The organism is Rickettsiella endosymbiont of Xylota segnis (assembly GCF_964019545.1).
GTDB lineage: Bacteria > Pseudomonadota > Gammaproteobacteria > Diplorickettsiales > Diplorickettsiaceae > Aquirickettsiella.
In genome coordinates this window covers 1379537-1394014 of record NZ_OZ026451.1, presented here as the reverse complement: position 1 = coordinate 1394014, position 14478 = coordinate 1379537, and the positions used below count along the sequence as shown (strand labels likewise).

The following is a 14478-nucleotide window of genomic DNA, read 5'->3' as shown; positions in this document are numbered from 1 at the left end:
TATTCCACATAACATAAGGATTTGCTAATTAATTTCCATGTCAGTAACCTATTCTTTAGATTATTTCTGGAAATTAAGTCCTTGATTAGATCATTAACAACACACACTACTTAGATTAACAAAGTTATAATTTATTACAATGGGCGTTTGACGGCTTCAGTCTTAACTTACACACTTTTGAGTAAAGACTTACAGGAGCTGAGAAAGGAATTTGAGCAAGCTTGAAAAAAATTAATAAATAAACAAATTTTCATTTGATTATTAAAGTGAAAAATATTTTTTTCGAATTCTATCAGCTTAAAATGTACTGGAATAAAATTCATGATTTAATAACCATTTTTTAATAGATATTTCTTTTCCTTTATAGCCACCTAAATTTCCTTGAGCTATAACACGATGACATGGGATTAATATTGGAAGAGGGTTTGCTCGACAAGCATTACCTACAGCTCGCGCACCTGTTTTTAATTTATTGGCGAGAGCACCGTAACTAACAGTAGTTTGTATAGGCAAATTACTTAATGCTTGCCAAACCTTAGTTTGAAAAGGAGTCCCTTGTAGTTGGTAGGGGATATTAAACTCAAAGCTTGGGCATTGAAAGTATTGATTAAGCTGACTTACGATGTTTTTTATAATTTCTTCATTAGGGGTAATTAATACTCTATCATCGGTTAAAAAATCAAGCCGGATTAGTAATTGACCCAAAGTGGATATTCCTAGCTTCCCAATAGGAGTTTGAACGATAGCCTTATAAAACATAAAAGCGATATTATCTTTTTAGGGAGTCTAAAACTTTGAATTACCAACAATATTAAAAATATTGTTGGTAAAGATTGACATCTATTCTATAGGATCGTTATTACTAGCATCTTCTTTTGATGAAATAGAAGCTTGCAGGGTATTTACTAATTTTTCTTTAATACGCGCCGCTTTACCACGTAGGTTGCGTAAATGATATAGTTTTGCTTTTCGAACATCACCACGTCTTTTAATTTCTATGCTAGCCGTTAAAGGGCTATAAAGAGGAAAAACTCGCTCCACTCCTTCGCCATGTGAGATCTTTCTTACAGTAAAGGCAGAGTTAAATCCACGATTTCGTCGCGCAATAACAACACCCTCAAAGGATTGTAATCGTTCGCGTGTACCTTCTTTGACTTTAATTTTGACTGTGACTGTATCTCCCGCACGAAAGTCGGGAATGTCCTTTTTTGATTGCATTTGTTCTTTTTCAATAGTTTGTATGAGATTACTCATCGCTAACTCCAAATTTTATTCGCTATTTTCACGGATGAATTCGGCCAATAATACCTGCTCTTGTTCGCTAAGTATATGCTTTTTTAATAAATCTGGTCGACGTTGCCAGGTTTGTCCCAAAGATTGTTTTAAACGCCAACGAGCAATGGCTGAGTGGTCTCCCTGTAGCAGAACATCCGGAACATCTTGACCATCTAGCTTTGCAGGGCGTGTATAATGTGGGTAATCTAGTAGAGACGAGCTAAATGAATCTTGTGACGCAGATTCCAGATGACCTAATGCTCCTGGTAACAGACGGACTATGCTATCAATAAGACACATAGCCGCTAGTTCGCCACCACTCAAAATAAAATCTCCTAGAGACCATTCCTCGTCGACTTCACGGTTAATAAGACGCTGATCGATGCCTTCATAACGACCTGCGATTAGGATAAGCCCTGTACGTTGGCTTAATACTTGAGCAGCTATTTGATCAAATTTTTTTCCTTGGGGCGATAAATAACTAACTAAAGGGGCTGGATATAAAGTCTCTTGACGTAGTTTAGCCATCTTTATCGCAGCTAATAATGGCTCAAACTTCATAACCATTCCAGGCCCGCCTCCATAGGGACGATCATCTACAGTATTATGCTTATCTTGCGCGAAATCCCGAGGATTTAAATAGGATATTTTTAATAGCCCTTTTTTTTGTGCACGTCCAGGTATACTCAAATTTAAAGGAGTAAACATTTCAGGAAATAGGCTAATAATCTGGATATCCATCAAAATTCAGCGTCCCAATCGACAATCATAGTTTTATTTTCTAAATCGATAGACTTAATGGTTTGATCTAATAAAAATGGAACTAAATGTCTTTTTTTATCAGTTATCACTAATACATCGTTAGCACCCGTAGCAAAGATAGCTTGGATTATGCCGAGATAAGCGTTTTCACAAGTATAGACTTTTAAGCCTTCTAAATCTGTCCAATAGTACTCTTGCTCTGCTAAGGGAAAGAATTTTTCTCGATCTACATAGATTTTATAATTTGTATAAAGACATGCTGATTCAGGCGTTATACAGTTTGCGAGTAGCGCTAATATCTGTTGACCCTGAAGGCAATTATCTATTATTTCAATTAGGATAGGAGGAGAAGAAGGTTTACTGGGTGCTTCTAAATACCAGGGTTGATAATCGAGGATATTACTGAAAGGTTCTGTATAGGAATTTATTTTAACCCAGCCTTTGATACCATAAGGTTTTCCGATAGTTCCTACCAAGACCTTTCTTTTTGTCATCTTTACCTCTTTGATTGATAACAGCAGTACTTTATCTAGCATCTAATACAGAGAGGTGGTCTTAATAAATTTCAGCAAAGGCGGATGTATTAAGCAGCTTCCGCCTGGTCATCAGTTTTCTTAGGATTATTAGTTTCCCTTTTTATTTTTTTTCAGCAGACTTTGGACTTGTTCTGACAGCTGAGCTCCTTGAGATACCCAATAGTTAACTCGGTCTTCTGCAATTTGTAAGCTTACTTCTTTTCCTGCGGCAACAGGGTTATAAAAACCTAAGCGCTCAATATAGCGTCCATCACGCGGCTTTCGGCTATCTGTTACAACAATGTGATAGAAGGGGCGTTCTGTACGACCTCCTCGTGCTAAGCGAATGGTAACCATGGAATAAATTTTCCTCTCTATTTTTACTGTCTATTTAAACGCTCAATTGAATGAGATAGCTTAGATTGAAACCAGCCCGGATTCTACGCAAATTTTATTAATTTGGGAAGGGCTTCATTCGAGTTTCTAGAGGTTTTATCGAGGGTGGTGATTTTGTAGTCCTTGTAGAAGTTTATTCATGGAGCCAGGCTTAGAGAAACGCTTCATCATTTTTTGCATTTGATTGAACTGTTTCAAGAGTCGGTTCACATCCTGGATTTGCGTCCCCGAACCTCCGGCAATACGGCGTTTTCGGGATCCTTGGATAGTATCTGGAAAAAGCCGTTCTTTTTTTGTCATAGAACGGATGATTGCTTGCATCTGGGAAGTTAGTTTTTTATTAAGTGTATTTTTAGCACTAGCGAGTAAAGCAGTACTGTTTCCATCGGGAAGCTTGCCTAAGAGCTGCTCCATTCCTCCCATGTTATCCATTTGTATAAGTTGATTTAAAAAATCTTCCAGATCAAATTTTTTGCCTTTTTGCAATTTTTGATTGAGTTTTTGCATGGCTTTTTGATCGGTATGACGCTGTACTTCTTCGACTAACGAAAGGACATCGCCCATACCAAGTATGCGCGAAGCAATCCTATCTGGGTAAAAAGGCTCAAGTGCGGTGACTTTTTCGCCGGAACCGATAAATTTAATTGGTTTACCTAAAGTAAATTTTACTGATAAAGCGGCTCCTCCACGCGCATCACCATCCATTTTGCTCAATATAATTCCAGTAAGAGGGATAGTTTCATTAAACCCCTGTGCTGTTTTTACTGCGTCTTGACCCATCATACTATCAAGTACGAATAAGCTTTCGATGGGATTACTAACAGCATGGATAGTACGTACTTCATCCATCATCGCTGTATCAATATGCAAGCGACCGGCTGTATCGATAATAACGACATCTACACCTTTATTTCGAGCAGCTTGGATAGCAGTTTGAACGATATAAGCAGGTGTTTGCGAGGTGTTACTTGTGTGAAATAACACACCTATACTTTCGGCCAAGTTTTCAAGTTGTAAAATAGCTGCAGGACGATGAATGTCCGTACTAGTCACTAGAACAGATTTATTTTTTTGTTCTTTTAACCAATAGGCTAATTTTGCAACCGTTGTTGTTTTTCCTGAACCTTGCAAGCCCGCTACCATAATTATGGCTGGCGCTTGTGTAGAAAGATTTAATTCGGATAAATCTTTCCCCATGATACTAATTAAGGTATCACTCACAATTTTTATAAAGGCCTGACCTGGCGCTAAGCTTTCTGTGACCTTTTGCCCAATGGCGCCTTGGCGCACTTGTTCGATAATTGTTTTGACAACAGGATAGGCGACATCCGCTTCAATTAAAGCTTTTTTTACTTCACGAAGACTTTCCTTAATATTATGTTCGCTTAAGCGACCTTGGCCACGAATATTTTTAAAAGATTGTTTTAAACGAGCTGTTAAATTGTCAAACATGATTTTATAGTAATCCTAAATTTATCGTAATTTTTAATGAGACTAAGTCTACGAAGTAGAAAAGCCGGATTTATAAGAAAGGACATGATGAATGACCCAAAAATTTCTGTTATTGTATCAGCTTAGCTGAGGAGTAAGCGAGTCTCATGGTGTCCTATGCAGATTTTATTCATATTTTTCTCTCAACGCTTGCACTGATTGTTTTAATCAGCGCCGCACTCCAAGCATTGCTATTAGCCAGCCAAGAGTGGATGCTCAAGAATAAACAAGCTATAGGATTTATTCAATATTTCCCCCCTTTGGAAGTGATGGAAACGTATCTATTTATGCTTATTTCTATCGCTATCGTTTTACTTACATTAATTTTGGCAAGCAGTTTGATTTTATTTCATCCAGTTTTTGGGCAACGTTTGTGGCAAAAAATACTTTTATCACTACTCGCTTGGGGGGTGCTTTTGATGCTATTAATCGGCAGAAACTATTTTGGTTGGCGGGGGAAAATTGCGATTAGCTGGACGCTAATTGGCGCAAGTTTAATTGGAATAGTTTATTTAGGAACGATTTTATTCATGCCTAATCTTTAAAAGGATGAGACCTTAGCGCATGCATTATTCATTCGCATTTCTTGTAGGTTTATTATTTTTATTATTATTGGCTGCTGTCTTTTTTTCCTTGGCAGAAGCTGCCATGTTATCTATAAATAGATATCGATTACGTCATTTAGTGAGACAGCATAACCTTCTCGCTAAACGTGTACAGGATTTATTAAAAAGACCAGATCGTTTGCTCGGAGTTATTCTTTTATGCGGAACTTTTGCTAATATTCTTGCTTCCGCTGTAGTTACGTTGCTTGCATTACAATATTTTTCAGCATCGGGTGTTTTTTTGGCAACCCTAGCACTTACTTTTGTAGTATTAATTTTTTGTGAAGTAGCGCCAAAAACCTTAGCAACTTTATATCCTCAACCGATTGCGTTGTTTGCTGTTTGGCCTCTAGTTATTTTGTTGCATATTTTATACCCCTTTGTTTGGCTAACAAATTTAATAGCAAATTCTACCTTACGTTTATTTGGGATAAAAATTCCAAAATTGACTATTGAACAATTGTCCCGCGAAGAATTAGTAAGTTTATTACGTGAAGGGACTGGACATATGCCTACTGGTTATAAAAATATGCTACTCAAGGTATTAGAGCTCAATAAAGTAACCGTAGAAGATATTATGATTCCAAGGCAGGAGATTATTGGTATTGATATTAATCAGCCCTGGGATGTAATTTTAAAACAATTAATTAAGAGTGAATATACACGGTTACCGATTTATCGAGATTCTCTTGATGAGATAATAGGAATTTTACATTTTCGGAAAGTTTTAAATAGTTTAAGTAAGCAACAATTAAGTAAAGAAGTATTAATCGACGCAGCGGAAGAGGTTCATTTTATACCTGAAGCAACAGCATTAAATAGTCAATTGTTAAATTTTCGTCGTGAAAAACATCGCATTGGTTTAGTCGTCAATGAATATGGCGAGATTCAGGGACTTATTACTTTAGAAGACATATTAGAAGAAATTGTCGGTGAATTTACTACTGATACAGCGTTAATGCGTCGTGCCGTTATATTGCAAGCTGATGGTAGTTATTTGATAGACGGAGGAATTGCATTACGAGATTTAAATCGTCAATTAAATTTAAATCTACCTTTACGGGGTCCTAAAACCTTAAGTGGATTAATTATTGAGACGCTTGAAGTTATTCCAAAAGTGGGCACTGTGTTTCAGTTTGAAAATAAAACGATGGAAGTTATCTTGATTAAAGATAATATGATTAAAACCGTTAAGATTTTTCCAAGTCGTTCTGTTTTAACTAAAAAAATTTAGAATATTTCTTATTAAATTTATTTTTTTGAAAAAAAATAAATAGTTGATATAATTAGTTAGTATTTTTTAAATTAATTTATTAGAAGGCTATGCAATGATTCGGATTCGAAGTATTAATTGTATAAGGACATTTACTCATTCCCCTTTAGTAAGGAATTTACTAGATTTGCCTAGAAAAAATTTTTATCGGAATAAGAATAAACAACAGCAGATTTGCAAGGATGAAAATAATGAGACTTTGTCTGATAGACAAGAGTCTTCTTGTTCAGTAAAAAGTTCTATTTTTTTTAATTCACAAAAAAGAAATGATATTGATATGCCCATCGAAAATACTTTATCGAAATCGCCGGCGCCTACAAAATAGAGTTTTTTGAGTAGAATTAAAATAGATAACGTATTCCTAGACCTACGGCATTGGAGCTTAAGTTGCCGGCGCCAAATAATCCCCAAGCGCCACAACGGTGATGTGCTCTGACCACGAATTGTAAATTGGGGTGGCTAGGAGCCGCAAAGGTCGCTTCTACAACTAAAAAATTTAGTAATCTTTTAGCATGATTATTGGACGAATCATGCTCTTCTCGTAGAGGAATGCTGGTTGCATAGGAAAGTCCATCGCCGATAGCGAAAGTTGTAGTGACATAATGATCCCAAGGGAAAGTTTTCCAGCGAAAATTTAAGTAGGGATCAAATTCATAGATGAGACCGTTTGGGTCACGTCGCTGCGTTATATTTCCAGCGACTTCAACAGTACTGACCAAAGGCCGAAAAAAACGCCGTAAAGGGTTAGCTGGGTCTAATTGATAAGACAAATCGATAGAGTTCATCGTTCCATATTTGAAATGAACACCTTGGGCGGTTAGTACTAGGCCAATATTACTATTAGTCATCCAACTATGGTAAAACAATATGCCCCAACTTTTATCAGGCACAGTGTATAAATCTTTTGAGGGAGGTTCCGCAAATAATGGATTACTTAACAGACATAATAGTAAAGCTGAAAAAAATCGATGCATAAATTTATTATTATTATTTTTATATTGCTCAATAGTATAAGGCGAGCTTGGATCTAATTCAATGAAAAGCCCATACGCTTCGCCCTTGAATTTTTGTCTGTGTGACCGCTCGACGTGTAATTCTCATGCATGTTAAGTCTATGTAGACTGCATAATTACGGTACTTTTCAAAACAGTTGCTGCGATTCTATTTTAAAAATTTTAGGCAAAGTAAATGCTTAAGATTGAAATCTTTTTTAAGGTAGGTTTATCCAAATAAGACTTAGCATTCGCCCTGTTATTCGGTCTCTCCGATATGAGAAAAAACGAAGCTTGTCGGAAAAAGTACAGTAATTCCCCCCATAGATGGAGCTTATTCCTAACTTGCGTAAACGTAGTTCAGCCAATTTATAGAGATTTGCCTGCCATTGCTTGTTTTCTAAAGGCTGAAAAGCTATTTCGGCCGTCGGATCTTTGTCTACAAAAGATTGAAAAACTTCTTCTCCGACTATAAAAGCTTGAGGGCCGATAGCAGGACCTAGCCAAACTAAAATATCGCTGGCCGGTAAGGCTAATGCATTAATAGTAGTTTCTATAATACCATTGCTTAAACCTTTCCAACCGGCATGGATGGCGGCGACATAATAACTACTGGAGCTGCAAACTAATAATGGCAAGCAATCTGCAGTTTGTACGGCACAGATCGTTTGTTCTGTTCTTGAATAAATAGCATCAGCTGCAAAACTATCGAGGGGGTGATCAGCTGAAATAGCAGTGTTTCCATGTATTTGTTCTAACCAGACAATAGGTTTTTTTAGATGTAATTTTTTCTTTAGTAATTGACGGTTTTTCGATACATCGTCTAAATTATCACCTACATGCGCGGCGATATTTAAACTATTGTAGGGAGCACGACTAAATCCACCTATTCGAGTTGTTGCGTAAGCTTTGATCCAGTGTGGAGCTGGCCAATCAGGAATGATTAAATCAAGCATTCAGTTTATCTTCTCGTAAACAGTTAATTAATTGATGCATATCTTCAGGTAAAGGGCTGTGCCATTCCATAGGTTGTAAGGTAACAGGATGGATAATGCCTAAACATTGTGCATGCAAGGCTTGGCGAGGAAACTGATGCAAGCAATTAATTAGTAACTCACTGGCCTTTTTGGGTAAATGAAAGCGGCCAGTATAGGTTTTATCGCCGACCAAAGGGTGATGGATATGAGCCATATGCACGCGAATTTGATGAGTGCGTCCGGTTTCTAGTTTTACTTTAATAAGTGTGTGATGATTAAAACGTTCAATGACTCGATAATGCGATATCGCTGGTTTTCCACTCAACAACTCAGTGACAGCCATTTTTTTTCTTAATCTCGGATGACGACCTATAGGTGCATTGATAGTTCCCCCAGCGATTAATAGGCCTTGAATAACAGCTATATATTCACGTTTCATAGTTCGTGCTTGTAGTTGTTTGACCAATTTATTATAGGCGTTTAAAATTTTAGGAATTATTAAGAGACCTGATGTGTCTTTGTCTAAACGATGTATGATTCCAGCCCGAGGAAGTTTTTTGAGTTCAGGTAAATAATGTAAAAGAGCATTTACGAGTGTTTTATGCGTATTTCCTACGGCGGGATGGACGACTAATCCTGCAGGCTTATTAACTACAAGTAAAGCTTCATCTTCATAAATAATATCAAGAGGAAGTTCTTCTGCCTCCCAACTAACTTCTTCACTTAAGCTAGCTAAAATAATAATTTTGGCCCCCGCTTTTATTTTATCCCGGGGTCGTTTGAGTTCATCATCAACCCAAACTTGTTGACAACGAATCCATTGTTGCAAACGCGTACGGGAATAAGCAGGAAATAACTGACTCAAAATTTGGTCGAGACGCTTTTCTGCTAAATGTTCTGGGACAATTGCTTGGCAATTTATTACTTGAGCTGTGTTTTTCATAGAATATCGCTATAATGCTGACGGGAGCGATGCCTTTTTATTACGACTTAATAGAGGATACTATCTATGTTCAATGTAGCAAGCAATCTTGAATCCAATGAACGTCTTTCACGTTTGGTGATTGGTATTGTATTATTGATTGGTGTGTTATTGGGTCTGGGCAAATTATTTGCTTTTTTAGTGGGTGTTATTCTCATTATCGAGGCCATCATAGGCTGGTGTGGAATTCCTATTTTGGCAGAGAAATTTAAGCTCAATGAGATTTTCCGTAAAAAAGATTAAATGGATTTGCTAGTCAAATTAATAATAATAAAATTTGACTTTTTGGATGCTGAATAAAAAAGTAGACAGTAATTTCGCTTATTCCTTCCTTCACTTTAAAAAAGGGAATAAAGCATAGCTTTATTGAAAAGTATTGTGAAAATATTTAAATTTGTATTTTTGGTGAATTTTGTATTGGCTATGCTGTCTGCGTGTGCTAGTCATTCCAATGATCCATTTATTGCTTTTAAAGGACAAACAGTTAACCAAATCTATCAAAATGCAAAAGAATATTTAGTTGATCGGAATTTTAGTCAAGCTATTAAAGCCTATGAGGCATTAGATGTACTCTATCCTTTTAATCGTTATGCAGAGAAAGCCCAATTAGAATTGATATATGCGTACTATAAGGATGGTGATGCGCCATCGGCGAAATCCGCAGCCGAGCGTTTTATTCATTTATATCCCCATAGTGAACATATTGATTATGCATACTATATGCAAGCAATGGCGGATATGGATCAAGATAGAGGTTGGTATTTACGTTATGTACCGATTGATTTGTCTTTGCGTGATCCAGGGACTATGCAATTAGGATATCAAGAATTCGCAGAATTGATTCGTCGTTATCCTGATAGCCAATACGTTCCCGATGCTCGCCAGCGCATGATTTATTTGCGTAATTTATTTGCAAGTTATGAATTACATATTGCTGATTATTATTTCCATAAAAAAGCCTATGTGGCTGCAGCAAATCGGGCTAATGAAATTATACAACGTTACCAAGGAGCGCCTGAAATCCAAAAAGCTTTGATTATTATGATTAAGTCTTATCGTATTTTGGGTTTAGAAGAGTTGGCGAATCAGAGTTTGGCTGTGTTTAGATTAAATTATCCTGATGCAGATTATGTAAATATTTGACTATACTCTTCGTACCTGGATGCTTGAATGTGTTGCCAACGCGCAATCTTTATGTATAAAAATACACCGCGGTTGCTTCGTTCTCCTGGCGCCTTGTCCAAAATCTATACTGTGAGTATTACAAGCGCATGTTATTAAAAACCAGAAGTAATCGGGTAACGGCGTTCTCGACCAAAAGCCCGCGGTGTGATCTTGGGGCCAGGAGCCAATTGGCGACGTTTATATTCATTCTTATTAACTAAATTAATAATTCTTTGCACCATTTCTTTAGCAAATCCCGCTTCAACAATATCATCTATACTTTTATCTTGTTCTACATACAGTTCTAAAATGCTATCAAGTTGAGCATAAGGCGGTAGGGTGTCTTCATCTTTTTGGTTTTCGGAAAGTTCAGCACTAGGTGGGCGTGACAATAACGCATCTGGAAAAATGCCATTATTATTGCGATAAGTTGCTAGTTGATAAACACGAGTTTTAGATATATCTTTAAGTATCGAAAATCCACCAGTCATATCTCCGTATAAAGTACCATAACCCACAGCTAACTCACTTTTATTAGTGCAATTTAATAAAAGATTTCCAGATTGATTAGATAAAGCCATCAATAATACTGCACGACAACGTGCTTGAATATTTTCAGTAGTAAGCCCTATAGGAGGATGTTTAATATCAAAATTTAATGTAGTTAAAAATGCTGAAAAGCTAGGCTCAATGGAGAGCGTTTTATTATGCACACCTAATTTGTTTACAAGAATTCTCACAATATCATGACTAAGTTTTGAGGTGTAACGTGAAGGTAAAAAGACAGCCTGAACACGATCCTTTCCTAAGGCGTCCACTGCAATAGCTAAAACTAATGCAGAATCGATGCCACCGGAAATACCGATTAAAACACCTGGAAAATGATTTTTATTCACATAATCACGCACAGCAAGCACCAGAGCTTTATAGATGGTTTCATTAATTAAAGGTTTAGATAAAAGAGTTTGCGCTATAAATTGAACCGATGAATTAATTTTGAGATCAACTAACCACAAGGTTTCTTTGAAAAAACCTGCTTCGGCGACGAGATGACCTTTAGCATCAAATGCTTGGGAACCACCATCAAATACTAAATCGTCTTGTCCGCCCACACCATGTACATAAAGTACGGGTAAGTCTGTTTCTTTTATGCGGTCGGTGGTTACCTTAAAACGTTGTTTGGCTTTTGTATAATCAAAAGGAGAAGCATTGATACATACTAATAATTGTGCACCTTTCTCTTTAAGTGCAGATGCAGGCTGACTGCACCAAAGATCTTCACAAATTAAAATACCTATATTGAGACCTTTTATTTTAAATAAACCATCTGAATTTCCAGGATTAAAATAACGTCGTTCATCAAAGACACCAAAATTGGGTAAATATTGTTTATGATAGGTACAAACAATTTTTTTATTTTCTATTAGGCTTGCGGCATTAAAAATCTCTTTAGAACTATAATCTGGATGACCTAATAAAATAGCGATATCATTAGATTTTTCTTGAATAATTTTTAAGGCATAATAGATTTTTTTTTTAAAATCTTCACGTAAAAGTAGATCTTCGGGAGGATAACCACTTAAAGCGAGTTCGGGAAAAATCAATAGATCGACTGAAGCTTGTTTGGCTCTTTGTATACTGTCTAAAATTATTTGTGTATTCCCTTCAATATCACCCACTAAAAAATTTAATTGAGCTATGGCGATGCGGAATGTTGTTGGCATAGTAACCTCGAGTTATCGAGCCCAACGCATTAATATAATAGCGATGAACATAAAAATGAGTATAGGAAGTAGTGCAGCTAAAAAGGGCGGCCATTGATAGACAATGGCAAATGGACCAAAAAAATCATTTAAAAGGTAAAAACCAAACCCTACTGCAACTCCTGCAATAGTCCTCAAACTAGTAGCTAACGTTCTTAAATGTTTAAAAGTAAAAGGAATAGCCAAACAAAGCATAACCCATATAGCAGCCGGTTGTAATATACGTTGCCAAAAAGCTAAAGAATAACGGCTGACGTTTAGAAGGTTTTTTCGACGATAACGAATATAATCATTAAGCTGTCTTAAAGACATTTCTTCTGGCTTAATAATAGAAATATTCAAAAGCTTAGGACTAAAAGAAAGGGGCCAAATTTCATGTGCTATATGTTTGGCTTGAGTTTTTTTTAAGGAAATTATACTGCTTGCAATATCGTAGGCATTCCAAGTATTTTCTTCATAATTAACCCGTTTGGCAAAGCTTGCTTCCAATAGATTATTATTATCATCAAATTGGTAACGACTTACTTTATTTAAATGAGCTGGATCCAAAATTGACTGAATATAAATATAATTATGCCCATCTCGAATCCAAACAGCTCCTTGTTGGGTCATTAACGTTTGGCCATTTGTGGTAAGAAAAGACTTATGATTTTCTGCTAGACGAGCAGCGCGCGGTGCTAATCCTTCCCCAATCAAAACAGCTAGAAAAACAACCAGCAAAGTAGCTTTAATTAAACTCCAAGCCATTTGATAAAGAGAGACACCATTGGAATGTAATATCATTAGTTCACTGTGTTTTGCTAAAACACTTAAACCAAGAATGCTACCTAACAAGATAGCTACTGGAAAAAAACTATAAAATTGGGATGGGAGGGTCAGCAATACGTAATAAAAAGCACTTGCTAAGGTATAATGACCATTTCCTACATCACGGGTTTCTGCAATTAGTTTAATTACGGAAAAAAGAATTAATAATATTCCAAGGACAGAAAGGGTAGTGCTGATAATGGTTCTGCCTAAGTAACGATCGATGATTTTCATGGTCTTAGCTTAACTAAATGCAGTAAGTTATATTTGACCCTATTCCATCCTAAAGCATAACACCAGGCAAATATTATGGTAAGAATGAGTAGGCCATGTATCCACCATAGACCCCAGCGGTAAGAGATATCTCCATTTTCTATCCAATTACGTCCTACCAATAATAAATTAAGATACATAATATAAATGATTATGGCAGGTAATATATGCAGATATTTTCCTTGTCTTGGATTAACTCTACTGAGTGGTATAGCTAGCAAAGCCAGAAGTAAAATTGAAATTGGTGCGGAAAGGCGCCATTGTAGTTCAGAAAAATAGCTAGGTTTATTAGCTTGGCTTGCATTCCATAAAGTAATACTCGACAAAGCATCTTGTTGTTTATTAGCTGTGCTAGTATCTAAATCAATACGGATTCCGTATTTTAGAAATTGTGTAATATAGTATTCTGTTTGGCCGGGAATTCCTTGGTAACGTTTTCCTTCCACTGCAACAAAAAAAGGCTCTTTGGTGATTGGATCAATCATTTGGTAACCACTATTAGCACTAAGTATAGTCCAGGGCGTTATCTCGGATGGTAATTTTTGTGGGTTTGTTTGTGCCATGAAAATGTTTTTTACTGTTTTATGATCAGCTGAGACACTTTCAACGTAAACAATACGATGACCTCCATTAGTTTGTTGAAAACTTCCAGGCTGTACGGTTTGTAATTCCACGGCTGTTCCAGTCTGGTTCAGCAGTTTATTCTGATAACTTAATAAAAAAGGGTTTAACCAAAGGTTTAAGCTAGCTACTATAACAGTTAGCAGGAAAATAAAGGGTAGACTCATGCGGGTTAATTGACCTAAACTGAATCCGCAGGCGTTAAGCACTGTCATCTCATAATCGGCATAAAGGCGACCGTAGGTGAATAATATGGCAAGGAATAAGCTAAAAGGGAGAAGTATGGCTAAAAAACGAGGAGATTCTAAAACTATCAATTCCCATAAGATACTCGCGGCAAATTTCCCGCCTGCTACTTGATTAAGATAATGAACAAATTCATTGCTCATTAAAATCAGGAATAAAAGACTAGTTATGAGAGAAAGACTAGTAAGTACCTCTCGAGTTAGATAACGAAAAAGAATCATTTTGTAGGTTAAAAATAGAATAATTCAAATTATTTCATAAAGAGAGTATTGAATCTAGCAAATAAGTATAAATTAGGTAAACTGGTTTATACTCATTGCACATTGGCGCTTGTTT

17 protein-coding genes are annotated in these 14478 nt (G+C 36.4%); 5 read left to right on the top strand and 12 right to left on the bottom strand.

Annotation, left to right across the window (positions count from 1 at the left end):
• Nucleotides 1–297 precede the first annotated feature (297 nt).
• The 6 genes from AACL18_RS06305 to ffh form a co-directional block, all read right to left on the bottom strand.
• A complete protein-coding gene (locus AACL18_RS06305; protein ID WP_339050036.1) occupies nucleotides 298–759 on the bottom strand; it encodes a methylated-DNA--[protein]-cysteine S-methyltransferase in 462 nt (153 codons plus the stop codon).
• Nucleotides 760–840: 81 nt separating this feature from the next.
• Nucleotides 841–1254 (bottom strand): 50S ribosomal protein L19, encoded by a 414-nt coding sequence (rplS, locus tag AACL18_RS06300; RefSeq protein WP_339050034.1) that lies wholly within the window; start codon nucleotides 1252–1254, stop codon nucleotides 841–843.
• Between the two features lie 15 nt (nucleotides 1255–1269).
• A complete protein-coding gene (gene trmD / locus AACL18_RS06295; protein ID WP_422395904.1) occupies nucleotides 1270–2022 on the bottom strand; it encodes a tRNA (guanosine(37)-N1)-methyltransferase TrmD in 753 nt (250 codons plus the stop codon).
• Nucleotides 2016–2531 (bottom strand): ribosome maturation factor RimM, encoded by a 516-nt coding sequence (gene rimM / locus AACL18_RS06290; protein WP_339050031.1) that lies wholly within the window; start codon nucleotides 2529–2531, stop codon nucleotides 2016–2018. Before rimM ends, trmD begins: the two co-directional genes overlap by 7 nt.
• 129 nt (nucleotides 2532–2660) lie before the next feature.
• The gene (rpsP, locus tag AACL18_RS06285; protein ID WP_339050030.1) at nucleotides 2661–2909 is read right to left on the bottom strand and encodes a 30S ribosomal protein S16; all 249 of its coding nucleotides are present in this window, start codon (nucleotides 2907–2909) and stop codon (nucleotides 2661–2663) included.
• Between the two features lie 135 nt (nucleotides 2910–3044).
• Nucleotides 3045–4400, bottom strand: coding sequence for a signal recognition particle protein (gene ffh / locus AACL18_RS06280; protein ID WP_339050029.1), 1356 nt, complete (start codon nucleotides 4398–4400; stop codon nucleotides 3045–3047).
• Nucleotides 4401–4546: 146 nt separating this feature from the next.
• Between ffh and ccsA the strand changes: the two genes are divergently transcribed.
• The 3 genes from ccsA to AACL18_RS06265 all read left to right on the top strand — a co-directional run bounded on the left by ccsA (nucleotide 4547) and on the right by AACL18_RS06265 (nucleotide 6642).
• A complete protein-coding gene (ccsA, locus tag AACL18_RS06275) occupies nucleotides 4547–4984 on the top strand; it encodes a cytochrome c biogenesis protein CcsA (protein WP_339050028.1) in 438 nt (145 codons plus the stop codon).
• A 19-nt stretch (nucleotides 4985–5003) separates the two neighbouring features.
• Nucleotides 5004–6278 (top strand): HlyC/CorC family transporter, encoded by a 1275-nt coding sequence (locus tag AACL18_RS06270; protein ID WP_339050027.1) that lies wholly within the window; start codon nucleotides 5004–5006, stop codon nucleotides 6276–6278.
• A 166-nt stretch (nucleotides 6279–6444) separates the two neighbouring features.
• Nucleotides 6445–6642, top strand: a complete 198-nt coding sequence (locus tag AACL18_RS06265; protein WP_339050026.1) for a hypothetical protein — start codon at nucleotides 6445–6447, stop codon at nucleotides 6640–6642.
• A gap of 16 nt (nucleotides 6643–6658) precedes the next feature.
• Here AACL18_RS06265 and AACL18_RS06260 read toward each other — a convergent pair whose 3' ends face one another.
• From AACL18_RS06260 to rluD, 3 genes are all read right to left on the bottom strand, one after another.
• On the bottom strand, nucleotides 6659–7291 hold the full coding sequence (locus AACL18_RS06260; protein WP_339050025.1) for a hypothetical protein: 633 nt from the start codon (nucleotides 7289–7291) through the stop codon (nucleotides 6659–6661).
• A 236-nt stretch (nucleotides 7292–7527) separates the two neighbouring features.
• Nucleotides 7528–8265: a peptidoglycan editing factor PgeF gene (pgeF, locus tag AACL18_RS06255; protein WP_339050024.1), complete on the bottom strand. Its 738-nt coding sequence runs from the start codon at nucleotides 8263–8265 to the stop codon at nucleotides 7528–7530.
• Complete coding sequence (gene rluD / locus AACL18_RS06250; protein ID WP_339050022.1) at nucleotides 8258–9229, bottom strand: 23S rRNA pseudouridine(1911/1915/1917) synthase RluD; 972 nt, start codon at nucleotides 9227–9229, stop codon at nucleotides 8258–8260. Before rluD ends, pgeF begins: the two co-directional genes overlap by 8 nt.
• A 66-nt stretch (nucleotides 9230–9295) precedes the next feature.
• Here rluD and AACL18_RS06245 point away from each other — a divergent pair, with 66 nt between their 5' ends.
• On the top strand, nucleotides 9296–9511 hold the full coding sequence (locus tag AACL18_RS06245; RefSeq protein ID WP_339050021.1) for a YgaP-like transmembrane domain: 216 nt from the start codon (nucleotides 9296–9298) through the stop codon (nucleotides 9509–9511).
• Between the two features lie 135 nt (nucleotides 9512–9646).
• Entirely contained in the window at nucleotides 9647–10411 is a 765-nt protein-coding gene (locus AACL18_RS06240; RefSeq protein WP_339050020.1) for an outer membrane protein assembly factor BamD, read from the top strand.
• 134 nt (nucleotides 10412–10545) lie between these two features.
• Here AACL18_RS06240 and AACL18_RS06235 read toward each other — a convergent pair whose 3' ends face one another.
• Genes AACL18_RS06235 through lptF form a run of 3 tightly spaced genes read right to left on the bottom strand, consistent with a single transcriptional unit; the run spans nucleotide 10546 to nucleotide 14363 of the window.
• On the bottom strand, nucleotides 10546–12156 hold the full coding sequence (locus tag AACL18_RS06235; protein ID WP_339050019.1) for an NAD+ synthase: 1611 nt from the start codon (nucleotides 12154–12156) through the stop codon (nucleotides 10546–10548).
• Nucleotides 12157–12168: 12 nt separating this feature from the next.
• Nucleotides 12169–13236, bottom strand: coding sequence for an LPS export ABC transporter permease LptG (gene lptG, locus AACL18_RS06230; RefSeq protein WP_339050017.1), 1068 nt, complete (start codon nucleotides 13234–13236; stop codon nucleotides 12169–12171).
• Nucleotides 13233–14363 (bottom strand): LPS export ABC transporter permease LptF, encoded by a 1131-nt coding sequence (lptF, locus tag AACL18_RS06225; protein ID WP_339050015.1) that lies wholly within the window; start codon nucleotides 14361–14363, stop codon nucleotides 13233–13235. Before lptF ends, lptG begins: the two co-directional genes overlap by 4 nt.
• Nucleotides 14364–14478 lie beyond the last annotated feature (115 nt).